The sequence below is a fragment of the Acinetobacter sp. P1(2023) genome, from assembly GCF_028367635.1.
Lineage (GTDB): Bacteria > Pseudomonadota > Gammaproteobacteria > Pseudomonadales > Moraxellaceae > Acinetobacter > Acinetobacter pittii_E.
In genome coordinates, this window is record NZ_JAQNDD010000002.1 from 223,159 (window position 1) to 249,908 (window position 26,750).

The 26,750-nt window shown below is 38.3% G+C and carries 20 protein-coding genes; 8 read left to right on the forward strand and 12 right to left on the reverse strand.

The window, feature by feature from the left end; all coding sequences use genetic code 11:
* The first annotated feature begins 94 nt into the window (after window positions 1-94).
* On the forward strand, window positions 95-2,323 hold the full coding sequence (locus tag POD11_RS04150) for a phosphocholine-specific phospholipase C (protein ID WP_262456514.1): 2,229 nt from the start codon (window positions 95-97) through the stop codon (window positions 2,321-2,323).
* Window positions 2,324-2,368: 45 nt separating this feature from the next.
* Here the strand turns inward: POD11_RS04150 and POD11_RS04155 are convergent, their stop codons facing one another.
* Both POD11_RS04155 and POD11_RS04160 read right to left on the reverse strand, forming a co-directional pair.
* A complete protein-coding gene (locus POD11_RS04155) occupies window positions 2,369-2,803 on the reverse strand; it encodes an acyl-CoA thioesterase (protein WP_262456515.1) in 435 nt (144 codons plus the stop codon).
* The gene (locus POD11_RS04160; RefSeq protein ID WP_262456516.1) at window positions 2,803-3,960 is read right to left on the reverse strand and encodes an iron-containing alcohol dehydrogenase; all 1,158 of its coding nucleotides are present in this window, start codon (window positions 3,958-3,960) and stop codon (window positions 2,803-2,805) included. The genes POD11_RS04155 and POD11_RS04160 overlap by 1 nt, the downstream gene beginning before the upstream one ends.
* A 536-nt stretch (window positions 3,961-4,496) precedes the next feature.
* On the opposite strand from POD11_RS04160, the gene POD11_RS04165 reads away from it, so the two are divergent.
* The 5 genes from POD11_RS04165 (at window position 4,497) to POD11_RS04185 (ending at window position 8,814) form a co-directional block, all read left to right on the forward strand.
* Window positions 4,497-4,727: a hypothetical protein gene (locus tag POD11_RS04165; RefSeq protein ID WP_005068773.1), complete on the forward strand. Its 231-nt coding sequence runs from the start codon at window positions 4,497-4,499 to the stop codon at window positions 4,725-4,727.
* A gap of 372 nt (window positions 4,728-5,099) precedes the next feature.
* Window positions 5,100-5,603 (forward strand): low molecular weight protein-tyrosine-phosphatase, encoded by a 504-nt coding sequence (locus POD11_RS04170; RefSeq protein ID WP_239967908.1) that lies wholly within the window; start codon window positions 5,100-5,102, stop codon window positions 5,601-5,603.
* A 19-nt stretch (window positions 5,604-5,622) separates the two neighbouring features.
* Window positions 5,623-6,657 carry a UDP-N-acetylmuramate dehydrogenase gene (gene murB / locus POD11_RS04175; protein WP_262456517.1) on the forward strand — a complete coding sequence of 345 codons (1,035 nt, stop codon included), beginning with the start codon at window positions 5,623-5,625 and terminating at the stop codon, window positions 6,655-6,657.
* Window positions 6,658-6,661: 4 nt separating this feature from the next.
* Complete coding sequence (locus tag POD11_RS04180; protein ID WP_239967904.1) at window positions 6,662-7,786, forward strand: YdcF family protein; 1,125 nt, start codon at window positions 6,662-6,664, stop codon at window positions 7,784-7,786.
* A complete protein-coding gene (locus tag POD11_RS04185; RefSeq protein ID WP_016140682.1) occupies window positions 7,786-8,814 on the forward strand; it encodes an alpha/beta hydrolase in 1,029 nt (342 codons plus the stop codon). Before POD11_RS04180 ends, POD11_RS04185 begins: the two co-directional genes overlap by 1 nt.
* 59 nt (window positions 8,815-8,873) lie before the next feature.
* Here the strand turns inward: POD11_RS04185 and POD11_RS04190 are convergent, their stop codons facing one another.
* Window positions 8,874-10,547, reverse strand: a complete 1,674-nt coding sequence (locus POD11_RS04190) for an FMN-binding glutamate synthase family protein (RefSeq protein ID WP_262456518.1) — start codon at window positions 10,545-10,547, stop codon at window positions 8,874-8,876.
* A gap of 676 nt (window positions 10,548-11,223) precedes the next feature.
* Between POD11_RS04190 and POD11_RS04195 the strand changes: the two genes are divergently transcribed.
* Window positions 11,224-12,387: an MFS transporter gene (locus POD11_RS04195; RefSeq protein WP_262456519.1), complete on the forward strand. Its 1,164-nt coding sequence runs from the start codon at window positions 11,224-11,226 to the stop codon at window positions 12,385-12,387.
* Window positions 12,388-12,545: 158 nt separating this feature from the next.
* Window positions 12,546-13,049 (forward strand): hypothetical protein, encoded by a 504-nt coding sequence (locus POD11_RS04200; protein ID WP_002115710.1) that lies wholly within the window; start codon window positions 12,546-12,548, stop codon window positions 13,047-13,049.
* Between the two features lie 47 nt (window positions 13,050-13,096).
* On the opposite strand, the gene accC is transcribed toward POD11_RS04200, so the two are convergent.
* The 9 genes from accC to POD11_RS04245 all read right to left on the reverse strand — a co-directional run bounded on the left by accC (window position 13,097) and on the right by POD11_RS04245 (window position 26,733).
* Entirely contained in the window at window positions 13,097-14,464 is a 1,368-nt protein-coding gene (gene accC / locus POD11_RS04205; protein ID WP_002115704.1) for an acetyl-CoA carboxylase biotin carboxylase subunit, read from the reverse strand.
* A gap of 17 nt (window positions 14,465-14,481) precedes the next feature.
* Window positions 14,482-14,901: an acetyl-CoA carboxylase biotin carboxyl carrier protein gene (gene accB, locus POD11_RS04210; RefSeq protein ID WP_000354611.1), complete on the reverse strand. Its 420-nt coding sequence runs from the start codon at window positions 14,899-14,901 to the stop codon at window positions 14,482-14,484.
* Window positions 14,902-14,918: 17 nt separating this feature from the next.
* A complete protein-coding gene (gene aroQ, locus POD11_RS04215) occupies window positions 14,919-15,374 on the reverse strand; it encodes a type II 3-dehydroquinate dehydratase (protein WP_262456520.1) in 456 nt (151 codons plus the stop codon).
* Between the two features lie 235 nt (window positions 15,375-15,609).
* The gene (locus POD11_RS04220) at window positions 15,610-16,935 is read right to left on the reverse strand and encodes a Y-family DNA polymerase (protein ID WP_262456521.1); all 1,326 of its coding nucleotides are present in this window, start codon (window positions 16,933-16,935) and stop codon (window positions 15,610-15,612) included.
* Window positions 16,936-17,202: 267 nt separating this feature from the next.
* Window positions 17,203-19,440: a TonB-dependent receptor gene (locus POD11_RS04225; RefSeq protein WP_262456522.1), complete on the reverse strand. Its 2,238-nt coding sequence runs from the start codon at window positions 19,438-19,440 to the stop codon at window positions 17,203-17,205.
* Between the two features lie 153 nt (window positions 19,441-19,593).
* Window positions 19,594-20,367, reverse strand: a complete 774-nt coding sequence (locus POD11_RS04230) for an HpcH/HpaI aldolase family protein (protein ID WP_262456523.1) — start codon at window positions 20,365-20,367, stop codon at window positions 19,594-19,596.
* A complete protein-coding gene (locus POD11_RS04235) occupies window positions 20,360-23,887 on the reverse strand; it encodes an IucA/IucC family protein (protein WP_262456524.1) in 3,528 nt (1,175 codons plus the stop codon). Before POD11_RS04235 ends, POD11_RS04230 begins: the two co-directional genes overlap by 8 nt.
* Window positions 23,884-25,089, reverse strand: a complete 1,206-nt coding sequence (locus tag POD11_RS04240) for an MFS transporter (RefSeq protein WP_239967895.1) — start codon at window positions 25,087-25,089, stop codon at window positions 23,884-23,886. Before POD11_RS04240 ends, POD11_RS04235 begins: the two co-directional genes overlap by 4 nt.
* Before the next feature lie 3 nt (window positions 25,090-25,092).
* A complete protein-coding gene (locus POD11_RS04245) occupies window positions 25,093-26,733 on the reverse strand; it encodes an IucA/IucC family protein (protein ID WP_262456614.1) in 1,641 nt (546 codons plus the stop codon).
* Between the last annotated feature and the right edge of the window lie 17 nt (window positions 26,734-26,750).

The following is a 26,750-nucleotide window of genomic DNA, read 5'->3' on the forward strand; positions in this document are numbered from 1 at the left end:
ACTCATCAAATGATAATTCAAATACACCAGAAACAGGTAAAAAGCCTGTAATGCGCTGTGCTCCATAAACTTAAATAATAAAAAGAACCTGATCATGATTACACGCCGTAAATTTTTAAATTATTCTTTAAATATGGGTTTTGGTGCTGCTGCATTGGCAGCTTTCCCATCTAGTATTCAAAAAGCTTTAGCAATTCCTGCAAACAATAAAACTGGCACCATTCAGGATGTCGAACACGTTATTATCTTAATGCAGGAAAACCGATCTTTTGACCATTACTTTGGAACACTAAAAGGTGTTCGAGGTTTTGCCGATCGTTTTACGATTCCTTTGCCTAGTGGCCGTTGTGTCTGGGAACAGCTTAGAAGTAATGGACAAGTTTTAACACCTTTTCATTTGGATGGGACAGCTAATAATGCACAGCGTGCAGATGGTACGCCACATACGTGGAATGACAGTCAGTTGGCTTGGGACAATGGACGTATGGCGAACTGGCCAACCCACAAAACTGATATCTCCATGGGCTATTTTAAAGAAAAAGAAATTCCATATCAGTTTGCACTTGCGAATGCTTTTACGATTTGTGATGCCTACCATTGTTCTATGCATACAGGAACAGATGCAAATCGGTCTTATCATTTGACGGGTACCAATGGTGCAACACCGACCAAGCGTTCATTTGTAAATAATGAGTGGGACTGGATTGATGGTAACCCAGCGACGGCAGATCGTGGTTATACATGGAAGACCTATGCCGAGCGTTTAGAAGAAGCAGGCATAAGCTGGATTTGTTATCAAAATATGCCAGATGAATGGGGCGATAATATGCTTGGTGCATTTCGTACGTTTAGAAAGGCGAACATTGCATCTGGTTATCCAGTTTCAAGTGGTGGTGAGCCGAATAAACCGTATGCCGATACGGGTCAAAAGCTACCGTATAAAGCCTATGATGCTGCGACCGATAATACCAAAAATCCATTGTACAAAGGCATTGCAAATACGTTGCCGGGTAATAAACCAGAAGAATATCTTGACGCTTTTAAACGTGACATTCGTGAAGGTAAGTTACCGCAAGTCTCGTGGATTAATGCGCCATCAATTTATTGTGAACATCCGGATCCTTCAAGCCCAGTTCAAGGGGCATGGTTTATTCAAGAAATTATTGACGCGTTAACTGCGGTGCCTGAAGTCTGGAGTAAAACTGCACTCATTATCAATTTCGATGAAAATGATGGTTACTTTGACCATGTGCCATCACCATCAGCGCCATCTCGTCTTAAAAATGGTCAGTACGCTGGAAAATCAACATTAAGCAGTGCTGATATGCAGGACGAATATTTTGATCATGCTGCACCTGAGGGAAGCCATTCTCAGCCTACACCTGATGGACGAGTTTATGGTCCGGGTCCGCGTGTCCCGTTATATGTGATTTCTCCATGGAGCCGTGGTGGTTGGGTCAACTCGCAAGTTTTTGATCATACTTCCGTGCTCATGTTTTTAGAAAAACGTTTTGGAGTAAAAGAGCCGAATATCAGTCCATATCGCCGTGCAGTGTGTGGTGATTTAACCAGTGCATTTAACTTTAAAACACCAAATGCAGATGTTTTACCGCAGCTGAACGGTAAACAAACACGTGTACAGGCAGATGAGTTAAGAGAAAACCAAGAAGCTCTGCCAGCTATTCCCGTACCGATAGATATTAAGTTACCGATTCAGCAAAGTGGCATACGTCTATCACGGGCGCTACCTTACGAGCTGCATACCAGCGCGCGCTGTAAAGCAGATGGGACGGTACAATTGATATTCTCTAATACGGGTACGCAAGCAGCGGTTTTCCACGTATATGACAAGCTCAACTTAGACCGTATTCCAAAGCGTTATATTGTAGAGCCGAATAAAACGCTAGATGATGAATGGGACGCTTTAAAAGATAATTTAGGTCGTTACGACTTATGGGTACTCGGTCCAAATGGCTACCATCGTCATTTTAAAGGAGATACTCAACGTATTGTCGATAGTGGCGTTAAACCAGAAATTCGAGTGTGTTATGACATTGCCAACGGTGATGTGTATGTCGAACTCATGAATGAAGGAACTAAGGATACAATATTGACGGTAAAACCTTGTGCATACCGCCAAGATGCACCGTTACAACTGACCATAAAAGCAGGTCAAGTCGTTAAACAACATTGGTCTTTAGCTGATGTAGGACATTGGTATGATTTTGAAATCACCAGTCAAAGTGATCCGTATTATTACCGACGTTTTGCTGGTCGAGTTGAGACGGGTGAAGACTCCTTTAGTGATCCTGCAATGATATAAGTAGAGGGGGCAAAAAGAGTGGTTTATTTTCTTTTTGCCCATTTTTTATAATAAATAACTCTTTAAAACTTCACGGACTGACTCGGATATTGGAACAGTCTTGCGTGTTTCACGGTCAACAAACACATGCACAAAATGTCCTTGAGCTGATGCTTGGTCTTGACCTTGTTTAAAGATTGCCAATTCATAGCGTAAAGATGTTGTACCAATTTTACCAATCGCAACACCTACCTGAATAACTTCTGGAAATGATAACTCTTGAAAAAAACTACATGCTGAATCAACCACTAAGCCAATTGATTTTGCTTCATGAATATCAAAACCTGTTTTTTGAATGAGTAAAGCATTGGCTGCTGTATCGAAGTAGCTATAGTAAGTCACATTATTCACATGACCGTAAATATCGTTATCTGCCCAGCGAGTTTGGATGTCTAAAAAGAACTTAAATTGATCACGGGTTTTTAAAATGGGTTTAGTCATCAATGAATCGCCTGATAAATTGCCAAAGCAGCGGCTTCTGTCATGTCACGTGGATTATTTTGTAGTAGGCGGGTTTGCAACATGGCATCTTGAGCAAGTATAGGTAAGCTAGACTCATCAATACCCAGATCTCTAAGTTTTAAAGTCAAACCACTACGGTCTAAATGGTTTTGTATATGATCAATAAACAGATCACACAAACCATCGGTGCTGCCATTACTATATGGATCTAACCATTGCATAAGCTCTGCATAATATTGTTTAGCATGTGGTGCATTAAATTTTAATACTTCAACCAATACTAAGGCATTGGTGTGACCATGCGAAAGATGAAAATGTCCACCCAGTGGATAAGCTAAAGCATGTACCGCAGCAACGGGCGAATTTGCAAATGCCTGACCTGCAAGCATTGAGCCGAACAGCATATTTTGTCTTGCTTCCAAATCATTGCCGTTCTTAAGAACTTTCGGTAAGTTATGGTTTAGTAGCTTGAGTGCATGTTTGGCTAAAATATCGGTATATATATTTTTTTTGTGCTTAGAGGTATATGCCTCAATGGCATGCACCATCGCATCAATACCTGTTGCAGCAGTAATATGGGCTGGAAGGTTTTGTGTAAAGGTTGCATCAAGAATTGCTGTGTCGGCATACAGTACTGGAGAGACAATCCCCATTTTTGTAGTCTCGCCGGTAGTCACAATTGAGATTGGCGTTACTTCTGAGCCAGTACCCGCCGTTGTCGGAATTAAAATAAGCGGAAGGCGAGTTGTGGTGACCTGATTTACACCATACATCTCTTGCAAATGTTGAGTTTGGTTGGGGTGTGCGAGTAAAGCAATTACTTTTGCAACGTCCAAAGAGCTACCACCACCAAAACCAATAATGACATCGACATTTTGCTGTTTTGCATAATTGGCTGCATCTAAAACCACTTGTTCTGGTGGGTCAGCTTGCACATCCGCATAAATGACATATTCAATATTGAGGGTATCTAAAATTTGAAGGATGGGACGGTGTAATTGATTTTTAACCATACCCGCATCAGTGACCAGCAATAACTTACGATAAGCTTTTGACGACAAAACATTTTGTAATTCTTGTATAGAGCCTAAGCCAGAGATGATATTTGGAACAGTTTGAAATTGAAAATGGCTCATATACATTATTTCCTTATTTTTGAACATTATTGTTGAATGGTTCTATAAGACTCAATCTTCAAATAAGTTAGCATAAGACACTTTAAAATAAAGCATTCTCGTAAGGTGATTTTATAGCTCAGCATTTAAACCAGCAAAAGCAAATTTAGAATACAAAAGACTCCGCTAACTATCGACTAATGGCGGGGTTTTTTATTGTTAAGTATTTCTGTAATATCAATTTAATAGTATAAGCATAAAAATGCTGAATTATCGGGGTAAACAATTAATAAGGGAGAGTTTAGTTTTTTAGAATGCACATATTTTAAAGGGATTCTTAGCTTTTAAATTATTGAATTAATGTGTTTTTTAATTTTATTTATATTGAGAGGTATAGGCGTTATCCAATCATAAAGTTGGAAATATGACTGCATATATATTTCCAGTTTTAGAGTTAGATGCCTTCTTTCACTAGAACCTTTTCTGATTGAGAAGGTAAAAAGGAACTTTTTATCATTAAGAAAAAACATAATTTTTGAGGTGGAATTTAAATAGTGATGTACACAATTAGATATGTTCATCGGAACAACACTTACTATATTGCTTCGAACAACGAAGGAAATTTTATTATTCTTGAGTCACTTGATTCAGAGTTTCGTATGGGCCATCAAATTTCATATGATGGTGAAAAAGTATTTAACCTGACACTAAATGATGAAACCGATGCAGTCATTAAGTTGGAGAGTAACGAAAAAGGAGCCTATGAGTACTTACATTCAGTTAAGTAAATAAGCTTTTTTATTCTTAAGTATTTCTGTAAGATCCTTCCGTTGCTTTAAACAACAATAAACCTTAATGATCAGCGCAAAAGTCATAAGGGGAAAGCCTACTTGAAAAAGTAGGCTTTTTTTATAATCGTGTCTCGAGTTCTTTGAAATGGCTGAGTCATAAGAAAGGATAAAAGATCAGATAGTTTATCGACCGATTTATCAACTTTTAATCTATTGATAAACATTATTTTCCTTTTCAACCCATGTGAGTTTTGACAAAATGCAACAAGTCACATGGTCAATGCGGTTGTCACAAATTTATAGTTTGTTAAGATTTTGCGTGCACCCAATTTATTTTTATTTAATTCAAAGGTTTGGATGTAATTTCTAATGGAAACACAATATAAGGTGTTATGTGTCTGTTTAGGAAATATTTGCCGTTCTCCCACGGCTGAGGTGGTTTTTAGACATTATTGTGACGCTCATCAACTCAGTGTCATTGTCGATTCAGCCGGAACCAGTAACTATCATCCAAATAAAGCGCCTGATCAGCGCAGTCAGTTGCATGCTAAAAAAAGAGGCTATGACTTATCTTCTTTACGGGCAAGACAACTTTCAACTCAAGACTTTTTAGAGTTTGATTTGATTTTGGCAATGGATCATCAAAATTTTGAAGATATTCATGAAGTACTGCAAAGAGCAGTCTCGCAATTTGGCGCTCATCAAATTCGTGCAAAAGTAGCTTTAATGAGTGAGCATGATCCTGAATATCCACAACAAGCGTTGCCAGATCCTTATTATGGTGGTGCGGATGGCTTTGAACGTGTACTCAATCAATGTGAGTCTAGTAGTTTGGCGTGGGTTAATATTTTAAAAAAACAATTGAATGTTTAAGAATAGGTTTTTCAACACAATGCAAATTCAGAATCAAGTACAGCTTAAGCCATTCAATACCTTAAGTTTAGATGCAACCGTTTCTCACTATACTAAAGTTGCCAATATTCACGATATTGAAGAAGCTTTAGATTTTGCAGAGCAGCATCAGTTAAATGTACTTGTATTATCGGGCGGTAGTAATATGTTGTTGCCGCAGCAGATCAATGCTTTAGTTATTCATCTTGATATTCAGGGAATTGAAGTTTTATCGAACGATCATGATTTTGTTCGGGTTAAGGTTGGTGCAGGCCAAGTCTGGCATGATTTTGTTTTATACAGCACTGAGCAAAACTGGTTTGGTTTGCAAAATCTTGCACTTATTCCAGGCTTAGTCGGCGCTTCTCCCGTACAAAACATTGGGGCTTATGGGGTAGAGGTGGGTGAGTTTATTGAGTCAGTACAAGTGTATGACCGCAATTTAAAGCAAACTCAAACAATTTTAGCGACTGACTGCCATTTTGCCTACCGCCATAGTATTTTTAAAGATGATCCGAACCGTTACATTATTACGCATGTCACTTTTAAATTACTTAAACAGCCACGCTTAAAACTTAACTATGGCGATTTGAAACAAGCAGTTGGAGATAATCAGACTGCTGAAAATTTACAGAATCAGGTCATCCATATTCGCCAAAGTAAGCTTCCTGATCCAAAAGAATATCCAAATGTAGGTAGTTTCTTTAAAAATCCGATTGTTAGTCCTCAAGAGTTTGAGCGCTTAGTCACACAATTCTCAACAATTCCTCATTATCCTCAAGTGAATGGAAACGTTAAAATTGCAGCAGGATGGTTAATTGATCAGGCAGGTTGGAAAGGGAAGCAACTCGATATGGTGGGGATGTTCCATAAACAGGCATTAGTTTTGGTGAATTATGCCAATGCATCTCTTACTGATGTAAAGAAAACTTATCAGGCTGTACAACATGATGTTGATCAGCGTTTCCATATTATGTTAGAACCAGAGCCTGTGCTTTATAACAGTTTAGGTTTAATTGAAAATCATACGGAATAGTTTTATGCCAAAAGTACACTTAATGGTACGTTTAGTCCAAGTAGTCACCGTACTATTTGTGCTATTAGGCTGTTTCGTGGTTTTTTTATATTCACCGTTTTATTCAAAACTTATTGTAGCTGGGCTTAATTATTTTGTTCCTGTTGACGTTAATCAGGTTGCCGCTGAGAGCCAAAGACAGGCTTCGTTAAGTGAACATGATAATTTAGAACCTGGTTCAAATTTATGGATTGCTCGTCAGGCTTATTTAAAATTGACAGAGCAAGCTTTACGTGAAAAAAAGACATCTGATCTGACCTATATTCAAGAAAATTATAAAGCCTTACAGCAAATTATTCTTTTAGAAGAAAAGGAACAGGATACAGAAGAACAGGAAACCACGGTAACCGTTCCTCTAGTTGCTAAAAATTCAGAAATTGATGCTGCAGACGAGGCGAGTAGCCCTGTTGATGAAACACTTTTTATTAATAGTTCTGAAAATAAGGCACTTACCGAGCAATATACAGAGTTTTTAGCAAGAAAACCTGTGGTATCGGAGCATCAAGAAGCTGTCAGTGAACCTGAACAGAAAATCGAATATGTACGTAAAAATCCAATACCTGTACAACCTAAAAAGTTATCAGAGCCTTATGCAATTGTTGTGTTGGGCGGAGGATTAACTTTAGATAAAAATGGTAAAGATATTGTAGTGAATGGCTATACGCGTTTGCGATTAGAAAAAACTTTAGAAGTTGAAAAACAAAATCATCTACCTATTGTACTGAGCGGTGTAGAAGCGCCTTATATGCAAGCTTGGTTAAAAGAGCGCGGTGTTGATGCCAAGCTATTAGAAAAACGTAGTATGAACACATGTGAAAATACTCGTTTTAGCTCTTTATTGCTTCAGAAAAAAGGTGGAGCACCGACGGTAATGCTGGTTACAGACGAATATCATATGCCGCGTACACGCCGACTCTTTGCCTTAAATGGTATAGAAACAATTCCTGTTGTGGCACCAATGCCAACTCCACTGACGCGTTGGCAACCAAGTGTGCAAAATTACGATCATAGCCGCCGTGCAAATTATGAATTACTTGCGACAATTCGCGACATGTTGTTTGGCTCAAGTGATTGTCGAGAGGTTCCTTAATGTCAGATATTCCATTTCTCAATCCTGCCGTATTAAAACAATTAGATTTACCCGTTCCTAACCGTGATCTTACCCCGCAGGTTTTGAGTCCACTCAATTTAAATACATTAGAAGAACCTTCTCGTGATTTGTTAGCTTACCGCAAATTATATGGTTTACATTTACTTGAGTGTGACCATTGGCAGGGCTATGTTCAAATGCCTTTATTCCGTTTGCATGTACAAGTTTTCAAACCTAAAGTAGAAAAAATACAAGGTACAGTTTGCTTATTGCACGGCTATCTTGAACATAGCGGAATTTATCAGCCAATTATCCGTGAAATTCTTGAGCAGGGTTTTAGCATCATTACTTATGATTTGCCTGGCCACGGATTAAGTGATGGTTCACCGGCCAGTATTAAAAATTTTGATCATTATCAACAAGTTTTGATGGCTGTTTATCAATATGTAAAACATGCTGATCAATTGCCAAAGCCATGGGTTGGTATCGGTCAGAGTACGGGTGGCGCAATCTGGATGCATCACCTATTGGAATACGCTGAAAAACGGCAAGATCCGATTGTAGATCGAGTACTTTTACTTTCTCCTTTGATTCGACCGGCAAAAACTGCATGGTGGCATAACCCTGTTGGACTGGGCATTATTCGCCGTATTAAACGTCAAGTACCAAGACACTTTAGACGTAATAATCATAATCCTGAATTTTTGCGTTTTATTCGTTTAAAAGATCCGTTACAACCCCGAATGATGGGGATGGACTGGATTTTGGCCATGTCAAAATGGATGCAAGAAATGGAAGCGCGACCTGCTTGCCGTATACCAGTCTGGCTTGCACAAGGTGCTCTCGATCAGACAGTTGATTGGCGTTACAACATTGAATTTATTCGTCGTAAATTTAGGCTGCAAACGTTGTTAATGCTTGAAGAAGGTTCTCATCAATTAATTAATGAACGTGCGGATATACGTGCCGCATTAACAGGATTGATTCCGGCCTTTTTACATGCAAAGCCAAAACATTTTTATTATTAAAAAATAATGCATCTATCCAAAAAATTGGATAGATGCTTAACTGATAAAATTAATATCAATTAAAAATGATTAGCATCCGCCATATTCCACATTCGATAATAAAAATTATCATCGTCATTATTAAGTTCAGACTGTAAAAGTTCACCTTCTTTTAAGAAAAAATGCAATTGAGCATAGTTCTTAATTTCACGGTCATTTACTCGCTGAGCTAAATGATGAGCTTTAATATCAGAAGGATGACGTAAACCAGCAGCAGCAATCATTTCTGATAATGCATGCAATGTGTTTTTATGGAAATTAAATACTCGTTCTGATTTAGTCGGTACATCAATTGCCTTTTGACGATCTTTATCTTGGGTTGCAACGCCTACTGGGCATTGGTTGGTATGACAGCTTTGTGCCTGAATACACCCGACAGCAAACATGAAACCACGTGCCGAGTTAACCCAATCTGCACCAAGCGCAAAAGTACTCGCAATATCAAATGCACTAATAATTTTACCACTCGCGCCAATTTTAACTTGATCTCTTAGCCCTGCACCGACAAGTGTGTTATGGACAAAGCGTAAGCCTTCACGTAATGGAGTACCGATATTGTCGCTAAACTCAATTGGCGCTGCTCCCGTACCACCTTCAGAACCATCAACAACAATAAAATCAGGAACAATTTTTGTTTCAAGCATTGCTTTAACAATACTCATAAATTGCCAAGGTTGGCCAATACACAATTTAAAACCAACTGGCTTACCACCAGATAATGTGCGTAACTTTTGTAAGAAATGCATCATTTCAATTGGGGTAGAAAAACTAGAATGCTTAGCAGGAGAGATACAATCGTGATCGCGCGAAACACCACGTATTTGAGCAATTTCTTCGGTAATTTTATGCTTAGGTAGAATACCGCCGTGACCAGGTTTTGCGCCTTGTGAAAGCTTCAGCTCGATCATTTTGATCTGTGGTAATTGAGATTGCTGGGCAAATTTTTGCTCGTCAAATTTTCCATCAAGCGTACGACAACCAAAATAACCACTGGCAATTTGCCAAACAATATCACCGCCATTTTCCAGATGATAAGGGCTTAAACTTCCTTCGCCAGTATCATGATAAAAACCGCCTAATTGTGCTCCTTTATTTAGGGCACGAATTGCATTCGCACTTAAACTCCCAAAGCTCATGGCAGAAATATTCATAATAGAGGCACTATACGGTTGTAGGCATTGTGCATTACCCACCTGAATACGGAAGCTTTTTGGGTCTGCGGGCGGGCAAGGGCTTATTGAGTGAACAATAAAACGATAATTTTCTTGATAAACATCAATGATTGAACCAAAAGGTTTATCTGCATTTTCATTTTTAGCGCGTTGATAAACTAAGCTTCTTTGCATCCGTGAAAAAGGTAGAGCATCTTGATCCGCTTCAATAAAGTATTGGCGAATTTCAGGACGTATATCTTCAAACAAAAAACGAAAATGTCCCATAATTGGGTAATTTCTTAAAATTGAATGTTTATTCTGCAAAACATCATAGAGACCTAATAAGCTTAAGGCACCTGTAACCACCCATAAACCGTTAAGGAGAGTGTCAGAAACAAAATAGTAGATACTATGAGGGGTATATACAGTACGAAACCACGTAATACTGAGCGCAGTAAAAATACATAAAAACCAGATAGAATGGCGTGAGAAAAATGTATTGAGAAATTTATGTCGAATGATTTGTGCTGGACTCGCCATATTGGAACAAATTCCTAATGTTTTACTGGCACATACCTTGCCAAGAAGCAAGTCAAACTACAAGTATGGAATTGTTAGTTCAAACCTAAAATAAAGTAGAAGATATAAAATCCACGCAAATAATAAAAATTAAGGGGAATTATTTATTTTGGATAAATTCTATTTTTAAATGTGAAGTTACTAGGAGCTGAGAATTAAATTTTTTGCTTTTTGTTGTCTTTTCTAGGATCTCTTAATTAATTTAAAGAAATCTAGTATATTTTTAATTTTACACAGCGAATTGGAGTGGGGGAAAGAGGATGACTTAATTTAGATTTAAAGCGAAATTTTGAATATACCGGAATTTATAGAGGGGTTTATCGATAATGTTGTTTTAGGATGAGTAAAAACAGAAAAAGACAAATTAAAAAAATAAGAAAAAACATCTGATGATTAAATACCTTATGAATATTAAATGTATTTTTACACAAGTTAACAGATTGTACAAATTAAATTACAGTTCTCTTTTCCCTTATTTTTTCTTTCTTATCCATAAAAAATGCTTTTAGAGACAATTGAATTAACGATAATTTAGTTATTTGTATTACAAAACAAAGTGTTAAAATTAAAGGGTTGGGATGTTTTGATATATGACTATCTCTAATTTTAACCTATTGAAAATGCAAAGGTTTACAGCTTGTTCCAACCACTTACCATCCAAACTAGACTTGGCGGATTCTACTTTTTCTACTATTCCATTGTTGGTACATTCATGCCTTATTGGAATTTGTATCTTCAAGATCAAGGATTTAATTATCAAGAAATTGGTGTCTTATCATCAATTGCGATTGTAACGCGTTTTTTTGCACCGTTAGTTTGGGGCTGGATTGCTGATAAATCTGGTAAACGAATGCTACTTGTCCGGCTGGCAACTTGGATGGAGTCGTGCATATGGTTAGCTATTTTTATAGTGCCAAATACTTTTCAGTCAATTGCTTTGCTCATGCTTATTTTTAGTTTCTTTCAAAATGCTATTTTAGCTCAATTTGAAGGTGTTACTTTATTTTGGTTGGGTGACCAAAAAGCCAAGCTTTACGGCAAAATTCGTAAGTGGGGGTCTGTTGGGTTTATTGTTGGGGTATTCACTATCGGAGCAATTTTAGAAATAGTGCCTATTTCAATGCTCCCAATTTTATTATTAATTATTGCTTCACTGGCCTTCGTCTGGTCTTTCACAATCCGCGAACCTGATAGTGCACCTACCTCACAAAAACATTTAGAACCTTTACTTCCTGTTCTTAAACGTCCAACTGTGGCTGCATTTTTTGCAATTGAATTTATTCTGCTTTTTTCACATGCTCCTTTTTATAGTTTCTATAGTAATTTTTTGAAATCTTTAAGTTTTAGTACCACGCAAATTGGTTTCTTATGGGCTATGGGTGTTTTTGCTGAAATTTTTATGTTTTCAATTGCTGCAAAAGTTTTTCAACATTTCTCATGGCGTATTTTGGTAATTGTTTGCTTAATATTGACGAGCATACGTTGGATGATGGTTGCAATATTTTCACATTATTTTGTTGGTCAAATTTTTGCGCAGTGTTTGCACGCTTTTAGTTTTGGTTTATTTCATTTAATTGCGATGCGAGTAATTTTTCAAAACTTCTCAGCGGGGCAACAGGGCCGCGGACAAGCACTTTACAGCACGATGTGGGGATTAGGGGTAGCCTTTGGTAGTGTTTTAGCTGGGCATTTCTGGAAAATTCTTTCTGGTGAAGTCATCTTTATGTGTGCAAGTGCGGTGGTACTATTAGGCCTAGGTTTTGTGATGTGGCTTCCTAAACAAATCGACTCTTCCACATAAGTTTGAGGTGAGATAAAACTTTAATAACTTTGTATTGAAAAAAGCAAATAAATATAAAATTGTTTGTTGACTTGTTGTGGCACGTTACAGTTGAAAAATATTGTTTTTATATGGTTATGGAGCAATGATTTTCTAAAAAAATATGCTAACTTAAGTTCATGCGTTTAATGATTAATAAATCTATGAAAAATATTTATATTATTGGATTATTGTGGGCTTGTTCTGGTTTAGCTGTGGCAGAAACAGCTACTCAACAGCCAGCCGAACAACCTGTTCGGACTGCAAGTAATCCTAACGCTATACGTATTGTTACGCGTCCTGAAATTATGGGATTATGGGGAATGGAGATTCCAAATAATAAGAAATGTGTGGAATATTATAACTTTCGTAGTAGTAACGATGTAGTGATTAAAAGCGGTCAGGAATGGTCTTATGGTATTTATGAATATCAACCATCTGATGATCCTAAAGAGCAGCTAGCCGCTTTAGTAATGCAAATTAAATTTGATAATAATAAAGTAGATTGTTCTGGTCAGAAGCAAGACCAAACAGGAGATGTCTCACAATATTTTGTACAATGGAAAAACGATCATACCATCAATTTCTGTTCGACTGCGAAGGGTGAGCAATGCTTTGCGACTCTGCGTAGAGTGTTACCATAAAACGATAGATATAAAAAAAGCCTCTTAAAAATAAGAGGCTTTTTTTATTATGCAGTTTCAGCTTTCTTTTCTTCCACTTGCTTTAACAAGTGTTTTTCAAGGTAATGGATGTCCATTGCTTGAGAGCAGAAGCTTTTATCTTGCAAAATAAGATCTTTATGCAAAGGAATATTTGTTTTAATTCCTGTAAGGATCATTTCATCTAATGCTTGACGCATACGTGCAATTGAAGTTTCACGATCTTTACCATGAGAAATCAATTTAGCAATCATAGAGTCATAGTAAGGAGGAATGCTATATTCTGGGTAGATATGAGAATCTAAACGAATACCTGCACCACCTGGCGCATAGAAACTTTCGATTTTACCTGGTGAAGGTAAGAAAGTTGTTGGGTCTTCTGCGTTGATACGGCATTCAATTGCATGTCCCTGAACTTTAATGTCTTCTTGTTGAAGCTCTAGTCCTAGACCACCTGCAATACGTAACTGCTGTTCAATAATATCAACACCAGTAACCATTTCAGTTACAGGGTGCTCTACCTGAACACGAGTATTCATTTCAATAAAGAAGAATTCACCGTCTTCAAATAAGAATTCAAATGTACCAGCACCACGATATTGCATTAACTGACAAGCATGAACACAAGCTTCTAAGATATCAGCTCGAGCTTGCTCTGGTAAGTTTGGTGCAGGTGCTTCTTCTAGTACTTTTTGATGACGACGTTGTAATGAACAGTCGCGGTCATATAAATGGATTGCATGACCATTACCATCACCAAGAACTTGAACTTCGACATGGCGAGGTTTTTGTAAGAAGCGTTCCATGTAAACGGTATCATCACCGAACCACATTTCTGCATCACGCTGCGCTGCTTGAACTGATTCAAGTAGTGTATCTACACGCTCAACAATACGCATACCACGTCCACCACCACCAGAAGCGGCTTTAACAATAAGCGGGAAGCCAATTTCTTTCGCTTCTGCCAATGCATTGTGGATGGTTACTGCATGGTCACAACCTGGTACAGTAGGTACGCCAGCTTTTTTCATGGCAACAATCGCAGAAACTTTATTCCCCATAAGGCGAATATGTTCTGGACGAGGGCCAATAAAAGTAAAGCCTGAACTTTCTACAATTTCAGCAAACTCAGCATTTTCTGAAAGGAAACCATAACCCGGGTGAATAGCATCAGCACCGGTAATTTCTGCAGCAGTAATAATTGCCGGGATATTTAAATAGCTATCACTACTTGCGCCCGGACCAATACATACTGCTTCATCAACAAAACGTAAATGCATCAAATCCTTATCGGCATCTGAATAGATACCAACAGTCTTGATTCCTAATGTTTTACAAGCCCGGGTAATACGTAAAGCGATTTCACCACGGTTTGCAATTAAAACTTTTTGCAACATAGACGTCCCCGGGGTAATTACGCGCGATAACGGAATAAAGGTTGACCGAATTGGATAACTTCACCATTTTTCACTAAAATTTCTTCAATCACGCCACTTTGAGTTGCTTCAATTGGGTTCATGATTTTCATTGCTTCAATAATACCCAAAGTTTCACCAGCAGATACAGTTTGACCTACTTTAACAAATGGTGCTTCGCCTGGGCTTGGAGCAGCGTAGAACACGCCAACCATTGGAGAAGTTTCAACTGCTCCACGCGGTGTTTTTGCAACTGGTGCTTCTGCAACAGGAGCAGCCGGAAGTGCTACACCAGCCGCAGCAACGACAGGATTGCGACGAGTTAAAGCGATTGATTGATCACCTTCTTTAACTTCGATCGCTTGCAAGTCAGACTCAATCATTAAATCGATGAGTTTCTTAATTTTGCGGATATCCATGGGCGACTATTCCTAAACTAGTTTGGGTTAGATGGTTGAATTTTTTCAATAGCGTAATCGAGCGCAAAACGATAGCCTTTTGCACCTAGGCCACAAATCACGCCAATTGCTTTATCAGATAAGTAAGAGTGGTGTCTGAATGCCTCTCTTGCATGGACATTCGACAAATGTACTTCAATGAATGGAATCGCAACGCCAAGTAGGGCATCACGTAGAGCAACTGAAGTGTGGGTGAGGGCAGCAGGGTTAATAATAATAAGTTTTACGCCTTCACTTTGTGCTTGATGAATACGATCAACAATGGCACCTTCCCAGTTGCTTTGAAAAGTATCTAAGGTAATTGAAGCTTGTTGAGCTTGATTAATAAGTTGTTGGTTAATATCACCTAAGGTAAGATGACCATATACTTCTGGTTCGCGTTTTCCCAGCAAATTCAAATTCGGTCCATGAATCACCAAAATGGTCGAACTCATTCAGATTGCTCCAGCTCTAAAGTTGCAAATATTCTTTGCAAGATGTCTGCAAAGTTTGCTTATTATGGCATATGTTTCTACAATTTTTTTATAATTTGTTTTCATCGTCGCAGAAAGGGTATACCAAATTCGGCTTATATATTGTAAATTTTGCGATGATTTAGCAATGTTAAAAAATGACAAAATTTCAAGTAATTTAATGGAGCTTATTTTAAACTGAATTGACAAAAACAGTTCATGTATTTTGTGTAACGGCTATAGAGTTCTCTCCAATCACTAATAGTTCATTCCATCGGGTCAGATAGTTTTTTGAACGGTGGCATTGTTTCATATGCCAAGATGAACTTCGAGAATGATAACCGACTTGTAAATAGTGACTACCGAATCGGTTACGAACTGTGCTGAGCGTTTGCATCAATTGTTGTCTTTGATGAATTAACTCCAGAGGTTGCCATAAATCATCAATGTGATGTTGACGGGGATGCAAACCACAAAATAAAACTCCAATCTTAATGTATTTCTTATTTTCTTTATATAAAACATCAATTTGTTGCATTGCTGCTTTTGTTAATATACATAGATCATCTGTTGCATAATTTAAGCCTATCGCTTGAGATGATGCTTTTTTATAAGGTGGCTTATCTATTTTTTCATAAAGCATGACTTGAATGCAGGCACATAGTTGCTCTTGTTTCATTAAACGGCGATGAGCACGGTTGAGATGGAAAATAAGTGCTTGTTTAATAATCTCAATGCTGGATAAAGCTTGAGCAAAACTACGTGAAGCTAAAATTCGTTTTGTGACGATGGCAGGATCATCGAGTTGAACACAGGATTGGCCTTTTAGCTCACGAATGGTACGTGCCATAACCACAGAAAAAGCTTTTGCTAGATGATGCTCATTGGCAAAAGTTAAGTCTAAGCATGAATAAATCTCATAGCTTCGTAATTGTTTGACCAATTGATAGCCAATTCCCCACACTTCTTTGACCGAAGTATGTTGCATGAGGTCTTCAAGAAGCAAAGGATCTAAAGTGATGAAATTACAAATTTTATTAAAGCTTGGAATCTTTTTAGCATAGTGATTGGCTAATTTTGCTTGAGTTTTTGAATATCCAATGCCAATACAGCAAGGTAAGCTTAACCAACTTTCTAGAGTTTCTACGACTTTGGCACAGTAAGAGTGGATATCTATCGACTGTAGGTAAGGGGTAAGGCGAATAAAGCATTCGTCAATAGAATAAGCTTCTAAATCATCGGGTGAGAAAAACTCCCCAAGTACTGAAAAAAAGCGACGCGACATCTCGGCATATAAAGTGTAGTTACTTGAATAGACGTGTACACCTGCTTGAAGAGCGTCTTGCTCGATTTGATACCATGGAATACCCATTTTGATACCCATGTTTTTTGCTTCTTCACTACGTGATACAACACATCCATCGTTGTTAGAAAGTACTACAACAGGCAGACCAATAAGTTTGGGGTTAAATAAGCGCTCACAACTGACATAACAATTATTAATGTCGACAAGCGCGTAAATTTCGCGGTGTGAGATTTCCATTATGATTTGCCCCATTAAAAATATTGGTAAAACTACATATTGATATTGCTTTCATAAACACAGTGAGGTGGTGTGTTAACCGAAAAAATTACATTTTGAATATGTAACAAAATCAAGTTAACAAAGTTTCTAACGGAAAGCTAGAGGAGTTCTGTGGGTTTACCTCAAGTTAACCATGGAAAAAATAGATAAGGGTTTAAAGTTTTTAATAAAAAAAAGGAGATCGTATAGATCTCCTTTTGATGAAACATTCTAAGTTAGTTTTGATTACCACTTATGACTATAAGAAACTTTCAGCGTTGCACCATTTGCCACTAAATGGCTAGTGTTATCACTTGTTCTTAATAGTTGGCTGTAGAGAGGATAGTACTTACGGTTAAACATGTTCTCTAAACCAATCGTCACAGTATCTTTTTTGTTAAGCGCAAAGCTACTAATTAAATCTGCTGTTGTATAAGTTTTTACATCGTAACGACCAAAACCATTTACGCCATTCAATCGATAATCTTCTGCGCCAAAGTATGTGGCTTGCAGGCGATTTGTCCAAGTTTCAGTTGGGCTATAAGAAACGTAAGCTGTGAGTTTTAATGGTGGAATACGGAAGCCTGTCATGTCTTGTTCAGCACCGTTTTGCGGTTTTTCACGACCTTTCATCCACGTAACGCTACCACCCGTTCCCCAAATGTTCGCATCGTCCAGATAGTCAAAAGTTGCTTCCACACCAGTAACTTTTTCTTTGGTTCTAGCAAGTACTAGACCGTTATTGAATGATTGCACAGCGCCTAGGTCAGAAGTAGAGTGGAAGACCGCTAAACTTGAAGAGAAGTTATTGAAGTTTCCTTTCCAGCCCAACTCGTAGTTATCTACTTTTACAGGCTCTAAGAATGACGAACCAAGGTTAAAACCTTCGCCAGCATTACGAATAATCAAACCTACATCAGGTAATTGGAAACCTTGGTTAAACGATGCATAAATCGAGTTTTGATCATTTGGTGAGAAAGTCAAATTGGCATTGTATAACCATGCATCAGCTTTCACTTTTCCGCCTGGAACTGTATAAGGGTTAGTCTTGCCCAATTGTGATAATGGAACAAAGCTATCAATTTGGGCATAGCTATCTTCATAACGTGTACCAGCTTCTGCTGACCATTGATCATTAAAGCGGTGCTTTAACTGTACAAAACCACCGACACTTTGCGTGGTGAGCTCAGGCAAATAAATAAGCTTGCCAGTTTTTACAAACTCTAAGCCACCAGATTGATCATAAATTTTTTGATCAAAAATATCTAAAGGCATTTCGCTTTTTTCACGGCTAAAGTCGCCCCCCCAAACCAATGAGGTATCCCCTAAAAACTCAAGTGGTGTGGTAACAGTTAAGCGGCTACCGAGTACGTTATTTTCTTGATAAATCTGATCGACTTGTCCACCACGATTTGCATTTTTTCGTGCATCAAATGGTGAAAAACGGGTAAAGAAGTCGCGGTAATAAATTTGAGCATCGACCTTATTACCAAAAAAGTCTTTATGGTTATAAGTTAAGTTGTAGATCTGGTTTTCGTTTTTATTTTGGTCTTTGAGCTTTAAGCCTTTAATGGCTTTAGCTGGTACGGTTCCGGCAGGGGCATTCTTCACACTTGGGTCAGATGCATAATCTGAGTCTTGCTCGGCATTGTAGTAATTTGCAGCAAACTGTAGATATTGGTTGTCATCAATATGATAACCAAGTTTACCGCCTACGCTGTAGCCATCGGAATCATATAAATCACCCTGACTTGGTTCAGGTGCAACACGGTCACCGCTTGCATCATACGGGCTACCAATACGTTGGTAACCAAAGTCGAGCGCATAATCAAAAGCGTTAAAGCTGCCTGTGAAATATTGATGAATATCGCCACTTAAAGCATTAGAACGGAAATTTGTTAAAGGTGTTTGAAGTCCAACCACGGTTTTAGCTGTAGGTTCACCACCCGCAGCTTTTGTGGTAATTGAAATAATACCGCCAGCAGCACCACCACCATAAATTGCGTTACTGCCTCGAATCACTTCAATGTTGGCAATACTTTCAGGGTCAATTGCTGAAAGTCCGCGTGATGTGTCACGTGTAAGGTTCATTGGTACGCCATCGACCAAGATGAGGGCATTACGGCCACGTAAAGTTTGGCCGTAATCGGTAATGGTTCGGCTTGAATCTGACAGGCCCGGTATGGCTTTCGCTAAAACGGTTGCAATACTGCCAGATGAACCATTTCTTAAAAGTTCAATTTGCTTTTCATCTAGCTTGGTTACTTGCTTGGCAGAAGTAGAAAGTTCATCTGCACGTGAAGCGGTAATTGTGATTGTAGGTAATGCTTCAGGCTTTTTTTCAGCATCGGTGGTCTCAGAAGACGAGGCTGCAAAGGCTGAGTTTGAGAGAAAGATGGCCCCACCAAGTGAAAGGAGTGGAATAATATTTTTTACTTCAGACTTCCTCGTAAAAAGTTTGTGACTTTTTATCTTATTTCCCATTGTCTCGCCCTGAGAGTGATTTTAAATTTGTCGAATTATAAGTGAGAATGATTGTAATTCACAATATCGTTGTTGGACAAAAAATAATAAAATTCGTTTTTATTAATTGTTGTGTAGAGGACCATATTTCTATCGCTCTACACAACTGAAAATTTATGAGATTTCCTTATAAGAATTCAAATGATTTTGATGGGCGCGGCGAATAATACTTCGGTCATCACCCAGTACAAAAAGCTGAACAGATTGCTGTTTCCATGTAGAGATATCTTCAGGTTTTCGGGGAATAGCACAGAAATGTTTTTGACTATTTTTCGTTTTTGTATACATCTCTTGAACTTTTTCTTGGACCTTCGGATGGCTGGTTTGCCACGGTATGTCCATAGATTGAGACAGGTCGGCAGCCCCTTCAAGAATAATATCGATGCCTTCGACTTTTAAAATTTCATCAAGTTGTTGTAGTCCTTCTAAGCTTTCAATCATGGCAATGACAACCGTTTCGTTTGCAGCCTGTTGAACAAAACTTGCTAAATCGTCCATGCCATATCGATTTAACCTTGTCGAATTCAGACCTCTTTGTCCAAGCGGCATATAGTGACAATAGTTCACGGCTTTTTGTGCTTGCTGAGCATTTTCAATACGCGGAAACACAATACCCGTTATCCCTGCATCGAGCAGAGGTAGAATCAAATGATTGGCGTTTAATGGCACTCTCACGAAGACATCAAGCCTCATGGCTCTAGCAGCTAAAATCATAGTCTCGACTTGAGACGTACTAAATAAAGTATGTTCTAAGTCGATAATGATGAAGTCATAGCCGGCAAGTGCCAGTTGCTCGACATTAATGGGAGAGGCTACGGAACAAAATATTCCGTAGAGCGTCTCGCCGTGTGCTATTCGTTTCTTAAAAGAAATCGAATATTTATTCATATTCAATTTCCTTAATAAGACTGAGCGGATTTGGTGTGGTTTGTACTCTTAGGCGAATTTCCGGAAGGAAACGGCGGCTTGCCAGCTGTTCAATGTCGATAGTGTCATCTGTAAAGTTAAATAATTCATATCGTTCGCTAAACTCTGGGTGAGCTTCTTTATGTTGATTGATGATGGTTCTTAACATAGTCCAGAATTTGATTTCATCGAAGTCATAATGTTCATTTAAGAAAATCGCTAACTCAGCCAAATTTACAAACCACAGCGCATCTTGAGTAAAATCTCTTAACTCATTTGGAGAATGGGTTTCCAAGAAAGAGTTCGGGTTAATTTTGGCATGTTCTTTCGGCGCATCTTGCAAGTTAGGTAAAAGGTCGGGCTCGCGCAACAGATGACGGCTAAAACGAATTCCATCGTGGAAATCTTTCAAAGCAGCTTTAACGGGTAAGCCATTTTTATGAATGAGCACCATGTTTTGTGCATGTGACTCTAAAGCGAGGCCGTGGCACCATAAAATATGCATGATCGGTAAATAAGCATTGGTGAGTAACTTTTCTAACCAGAACTCGATCCCGTACGCTTGAATCCACTCATCAATTAAAGGCTTTTGATCTGTATCGAGTTGCATTAGACCGGTTACAGGCGTTGCTGATTCACCTTCTTTTAAGTAACTGTAAATACTTTCGCGCCAAATGCAGGCGAGTGCGCCGTATTGAATAGGCAAAGCAATCGGCTGGTTAACTGAGAGACCGCCAATCTCTCTTAAAATAACAGGCTTACGCTGTTTTTCTAAAATATGATCTTGCTCAACAATGTTATAAAGCCAGTCACTCATTTTTGCAGCATTTTGAACGGTATGCGGTGCCAATACACGAGAGGTCGATGTATTAACCAAGTTCATTGCCAATTTAAGAGAAAGCGCCGAGATATCACTAATATTTGATAAGGTTCGAATTGACTGCTGTGGTAAATAAGTCGGACCTTCAATATCTAACGGAATGATCAGTTGGTTGCTGATTGCATCTTGATAATACAGTTCAATAATTTTATCCCACTGCCATGGATGAATTGGGGTAAGAATATAATCTTTAAAATCTACATTTTGCTCTTTCAATTGATCGTTAATGGCTTGTAGATCTTTTTCTGAAAAATGCTGTTTATAAAGCTGCTCTAAATTAATGGTTTCACTTAAAACCAGTTTGCATAAACTGTTATGAGTTGCGACCCATTGAACCGTAAAACCTTCAGAAAGCTCTGGAGCATATTTCTGGTTTTCTTTTAAATCGAAGCCAATACGAGACTTAAAACTTGGGTGATATAAATGCGCATTGGTAATTCGCGCTTCTTGTTCTAGGTAAGGCAAGGTTCTTAAAGGTTGAGCAGGGGCTTGGCTTAAAGTTTGCGTATGTTTAACGTAAGTTAAATTGAGTTCATCATTAAAGTTTTGCCATTTAACTGGATCAGCTTCAATAATATTTTTGAGATCGGCAAGTAGCGTTTTTAAGTTAGGGTGAGCTTCAGTACCTAAAGTAATATCAGAACGGACTAAACTTGAAGGATCTAACTTAATTCGTTTGAAGCTGAAATGTCTCTTGGCCGCGCAAGTATAAAAAACGGTATCGGAAATATAAAACTTGATCTGACCTTTAGAAAACTCGTATTTAAAAGTATTTTCAAAAATGAGTGCTTCTAATAATTGGCCCATCACGCGATTTTCCGCAAGGGTTTTATAATTGGTTTGTTGTGTTGATTGAAGAGGGCAAAGCGCTTCTGCGCCGCGATATTTATAAATAGGGTTTTCAACTTCAATCCAGATAGGATTGCCACCACTGTGGTAGAGCGTATTTAACATATTTGCCTTGATTGGTAATGTGAGTGAATTAATTAATAAATCGCGGTACTGCTGACCTTTTGCGCTAAAATTTTCTTGTGTGAGCGTAAGACGGGTGGCTTGCCAAAGTTCAGATTCTTCAATCACGGTAACTCGTGCAATTGCGCTGATGAGATGAGCAATATGGTTGATCACGAGATAATATTTTAAAAAAGTCCATGCATCTTTTTGAGAGAACCAAACTGTACTATCTTCAGAAATAGATGAGTTGTCTTCGATCATTTTTGGAACAATGCTAATGCCTTCCATGTCTCGAAGAATAAGGCGATGCGGATAGCCGTTTTTAAATTCCATCAAACTGTTTTGCATATGAGCTTCTACGCTAATGCCTTTATTTGCAAACAACTCAATTAATGGAATAAGTGAAACTTTAACGTACTGTTTCCACCAAAAGGTAATGAAGTCTTTGGCATCTTTTGATTGTAGATTTTGATTGGGGGCAGCTTGCTGAATGAAGCTTAAAAGTGGGATTTTATGGTGTTCATTTTCTTCAACCAAACCGCCGAGCATTCTGGTATTTTCTAATACCTCTGGTGTGAGTCCTGCTCGATAAATAATGCCAAATGAACTTTCAAGCTCAGGAATTTTGACTGTTTTCGCCTCTAGTTCCGGCAGAATCACAAGGTCGGGATATTGCTCATTAATTCTATGATTAATAATAATTTTGCTCGCATCAATGGCACGTTCCATTTCATCCATTGGGTTATTACGAATGAAACTGGTAATTCGCACATCAATGGAGAGCTTTAAGAACAGGTTCGATTGAGGTAACCACACGGTACGAACAGATGAGGTTGGCCACACGGTTTGACCTAAAGCTCCAAAATAAATAACGTCTTGGCTATCTAAATGTTTCTTTAAAGATGGATGTTGAAGTAAGAAGTTGGCTTGCCAAGGGTGAGTTGGCATCAGCTCATAGTTCGCGAAGTTTTCTTGCAAACGCTCTTTTGCGGTCTCTAAAACTTCATCTTCAATATGGTAAGAAGGCTGTTCTTCACTTACCAGCTTTTGAATTAGAGAAGAATGAACCGCGAAGTAGTGAAGTTGGAAACTGGCGCCTAGCTCAGGGCTATATTTTTTCATGTCTTCTTTAGAAAAACCTAAATTGGCTTTAGAAGTCACATGAAAAGGATGCCCATATAACATGCCTTGTTCGGTTGCCTGAAAACCGCTTAACGCTTTAGTTGCTGATTGGGAAGGCTTATTTTCTAAAAAGAATTTTGTGTTCTCGATACTATTGGCAATATCGGAGTACAGGTTCTTATTTTGATTTTTATCTTTAAATAAGCTATTCAGTTCATCTGTAATAAGCTTCACTAATTTTTTAGGGTCGGTAAGCGAGTCAAATGTATTGTTGCTTAAGTTTTGCAGGGTAAAACCACGCTGATATCTATGGTAGCCAGTGGTGGATAAATGCTGAACGACGCCATAAACAACTGTGTTAGATGCATTAAATGTATAAGCAAAATATAGGGTATCTGGGCGCTCCGCATATAGGATGAATAAAGGAGAATCTTGAGCTGGAATAATATGCTCTTCAAGATTCACTTTGAGTTCACGAAAGAAAGTATTCAGGTACTGTTCGAAAAGTTTATAAGACCATGCATCTGTTGTAATAATTGAGTTCATTCTTGTGCCTCTTTTAAAATTGTATCCATTAAGAATCTGTTCAAAATCACCACTAATCCCGCACCGATAAAAAATAGTGAAGTGCAGATTAATGCAGCGGTAATATTGAAAAATGAGTAGGTGAGGGTGATGGTGATTGGGCCAATAAGTTGCCCTAAAACAAAGGCACTGTTAGAAATACCAATCACTTTTCCTTGGCTTTGAGCGCCAGCTTTTAGAGACATTGTGTGTAAGATCGAAGGAATCAAAGCTGCAAAGCAGAAACCTTGTATGAGTCGTAATATAAGAATCAGCCAGAGATTAGAAACCCAGATCAATGCAAAAATTGTGATGCCACAAATTAAAGATGCATAAACGAAGTTATTAAAAGAATCTCCTTTATGGTCATTTCGTTTTCCCCAATAGGTTGCTGCAATAAAAGCCGCGCCCCACGAGAGTGCATGAATTGTTCCTGTTAAGCTTGCAGCAGATAACGATGAATGAGTGCTCTGGCTTATTTCACTAATGTATAAAACAAAGCAAGACACCAAACCAAAGCCGCCCGCTTGAACCAAAATACCGGCGCTTAACCATGAAAAAATCGTTCTATCAAAGAAGGCTGGAAGCTTAGATTTCTCTTTGGTTTTTGACGCCTCGGTTTTAACGGGGTTAGTTAATACAAATGACGCAATCAAAATTAAGGTCATCACAACAAATGCTGTTGCGTTGAGTAAAACTTCAACTCGCCATTGATCCATAAATATCCCACCGAGAACCGGACCACATAGGCAAGCGAGCGCAACACTACTTTGTAGTTGCCCAAAAGCGGCACCTCGCTGTTGTTCATTGGAAAGATATGAAACATAAGCATTTAAGATCACGGAAAGACCGCAAAACCCGAGTAAAATTCGAGCAAAAATAAATAGGTATAAATGCTGGGCGCTCGCCATCAGCAGTATTGAAATACAGAAACCAGCCAAAGAAAGTAACAAGGCTTTTTTATGGCCGAATGTGTCGGATAGATGACCCACAATCGGTGCTGTAAATAAACTGCCAATAGCCGGAGCCGCGAGTGCCAAACCTGCCCAGATAGTGGGAGCACTCATATGCGCCGTCAGTTTTTCCATATAAAGCGGCATGATTGGAATAAGTACCATAAGCCCAAAAGTGGAAAAAAACTGACAGAGCAAAATAATGAAATGATCTAGGCGAGATGAGCGCATGATTTAGATGTCCATGGTCTCATAGCTAGAAACACACAAGTTCTGATAAGGGTTTGGTGTGGTTCCGATTTTACTTGGCATGCCTGTTGAGTCACTTTCTTGCGCGAGTAAAGGTGTAAGTAGCTGTTTGAATGGCCAAGTCTTATTGTCAAAAAGATAAGTTTGAATTTGTGATTTTGTTTGCTCTGAAATCGGTTGGGTTTCTACAAAATCTTGAATAATGTGTTGAACCATTTCCCAAAAATCGCTTTCTGTACGATCTGTATATTTCAAAGTCGCTAAAGCAATTGGGTAGAGGTTAATTTGAATCCCTAAAGTAATGAAGTAGTTAAATAAGTTCTCATTTTTAGTAAAGATAAGATTGTTCGGCGTACTGGTATCAATGGTATAGATCGGAGGTGTAAAACCGTTTTCTTCAATGGCTGTTGTACATATTCTTAGGGTATCGTGGTCTCGTAAAATAAAGCATTTAAACTTATTATTTTCATAACACACCATAGTGTTTTGCCCGTGGCATTCAGGCATGATGCCTTTTGCCCACAGTGTTAAGAATGTTTGAATAAAATGAACACTTAAGTCTTTTAATAATGACCATTTGTCGCCTTCAATGCCCAATGTTTCCCAAGGGTCAACATAAGTACAGCTTAAAGCTGACATGGTAATAGGAGAGACATTTTTATCTTGGCAAAAATTAGGTAAATGTCTGACTTGGCAACCGATTACACCTAAATTTTTTACAATCGGCTCTTGTTTACCCAACACCCACCAATGCGTTTCATTACTCAAAAAGAGACGATTTTTTAATAAAGAAGTTTCATTAATGACTTCATTTAAAAAATCATAAGCCGTATGCCCATTCATTAAATAACGGCCTGGCATAGAGCGGATTGCGCCTAATGTTTTAGCATTGGTCGAGAGTTTTAAATGTAGAGTAGGGTTTGCGTTATGAATAAGCGTTCTTAATGAAGAAGTCGGTGAACCAATTGTCGTGACATGGTTCAGGTCAATAGCACCGTATTTATTTTCATCAAACTTTAAATAGCGATGTTGCGTCTCTAACAAAGGCAGGGCTAAGTAATCATCTGAAAGTTCCGCTATTTTTTCAGTAATATGCTTGTCCTCAGCTTCTGATAACAGAAGCTCTTTGTGAGGAATTGACTCCATATTATTGATGACGTCATCTTTCTTAAAAGCCCACCAATACACCTCAATTTCTTTTTGAGTTGTGAGCGGTGCAAGTTCACCTTTTGAGTGAGCGAATGGATGAAATGGACGGTCAGCTATCAGTGAGAGCAGTTCGCTAGTAACTAAAGGCGATGAAAATGAAAGGGCTGACTGTAAAATTTGAGGAATTTTTTCAGCCGTTACTAAGTTATCTAGCCAATAATTAATCGCTTTTTGATGGTGTGGTGAAGGCCACCAAGTTGCTTTAGTTAAATAGTTAAAAACTTCAGAAATCGAAATTTTAGTTGTCGTATTGTTTAAGATATTATGAAGCAGAACTTCGGGTTGGGTAACATAGAAAGGATTTACACCATCTACTTTTAAACAGCTGAAATAGAGTTCCAACTCATCATTGAGAGTAATTGCCAGATAAGGCTTTTTATAGGAAATATGATCTTTAAAATCTCCATAATTCTCCATGTAGAGTGCATCTATGG

Coding starts and splice junctions, on each gene's coding strand:
- POD11_RS04150 (WP_262456514.1), top strand. CDS start 95: ATGATTACACGCCGTAAATTTTTAAATTATTCTTTAAATATGGGTTTT.
- POD11_RS04155 (WP_262456515.1), bottom strand. CDS start 2,803: ATGACTAAACCCATTTTAAAAACCCGTGATCAATTTAAGTTCTTTTTA.
- POD11_RS04160 (WP_262456516.1), bottom strand. CDS start 3,960: ATGAGCCATTTTCAATTTCAAACTGTTCCAAATATCATCTCTGGCTTA.
- POD11_RS04165 (WP_005068773.1), top strand. CDS start 4,497: ATGTACACAATTAGATATGTTCATCGGAACAACACTTACTATATTGCT.
- POD11_RS04170 (WP_239967908.1), top strand. CDS start 5,100: ATGGAAACACAATATAAGGTGTTATGTGTCTGTTTAGGAAATATTTGC.
- murB (WP_262456517.1), top strand. CDS start 5,623: ATGCAAATTCAGAATCAAGTACAGCTTAAGCCATTCAATACCTTAAGT.
- POD11_RS04180 (WP_239967904.1), top strand. CDS start 6,662: ATGCCAAAAGTACACTTAATGGTACGTTTAGTCCAAGTAGTCACCGTA.
- POD11_RS04185 (WP_016140682.1), top strand. CDS start 7,786: ATGTCAGATATTCCATTTCTCAATCCTGCCGTATTAAAACAATTAGAT.
- POD11_RS04190 (WP_262456518.1), bottom strand. CDS start 10,547: ATGGCGAGTCCAGCACAAATCATTCGACATAAATTTCTCAATACATTT.
- POD11_RS04200 (WP_002115710.1), top strand. CDS start 12,546: ATGCGTTTAATGATTAATAAATCTATGAAAAATATTTATATTATTGGA.
- accC (WP_002115704.1), bottom strand. CDS start 14,464: ATGTTGCAAAAAGTTTTAATTGCAAACCGTGGTGAAATCGCTTTACGT.
- accB (WP_000354611.1), bottom strand. CDS start 14,901: ATGGATATCCGCAAAATTAAGAAACTCATCGATTTAATGATTGAGTCT.
- aroQ (WP_262456520.1), bottom strand. CDS start 15,374: ATGAGTTCGACCATTTTGGTGATTCATGGACCGAATTTGAATTTGCTG.
- POD11_RS04220 (WP_262456521.1), bottom strand. CDS start 16,935: ATGGAAATCTCACACCGCGAAATTTACGCGCTTGTCGACATTAATAAT.
- POD11_RS04225 (WP_262456522.1), bottom strand. CDS start 19,440: ATGGGAAATAAGATAAAAAGTCACAAACTTTTTACGAGGAAGTCTGAA.
- POD11_RS04230 (WP_262456523.1), bottom strand. CDS start 20,367: ATGAATAAATATTCGATTTCTTTTAAGAAACGAATAGCACACGGCGAG.
- POD11_RS04235 (WP_262456524.1), bottom strand. CDS start 23,887: ATGAACTCAATTATTACAACAGATGCATGGTCTTATAAACTTTTCGAA.
- POD11_RS04240 (WP_239967895.1), bottom strand. CDS start 25,089: ATGCGCTCATCTCGCCTAGATCATTTCATTATTTTGCTCTGTCAGTTT.
- POD11_RS04245 (WP_262456614.1), bottom strand. CDS start 26,733: ATGGAGAATTATGGAGATTTTAAAGATCATATTTCCTATAAAAAGCCT.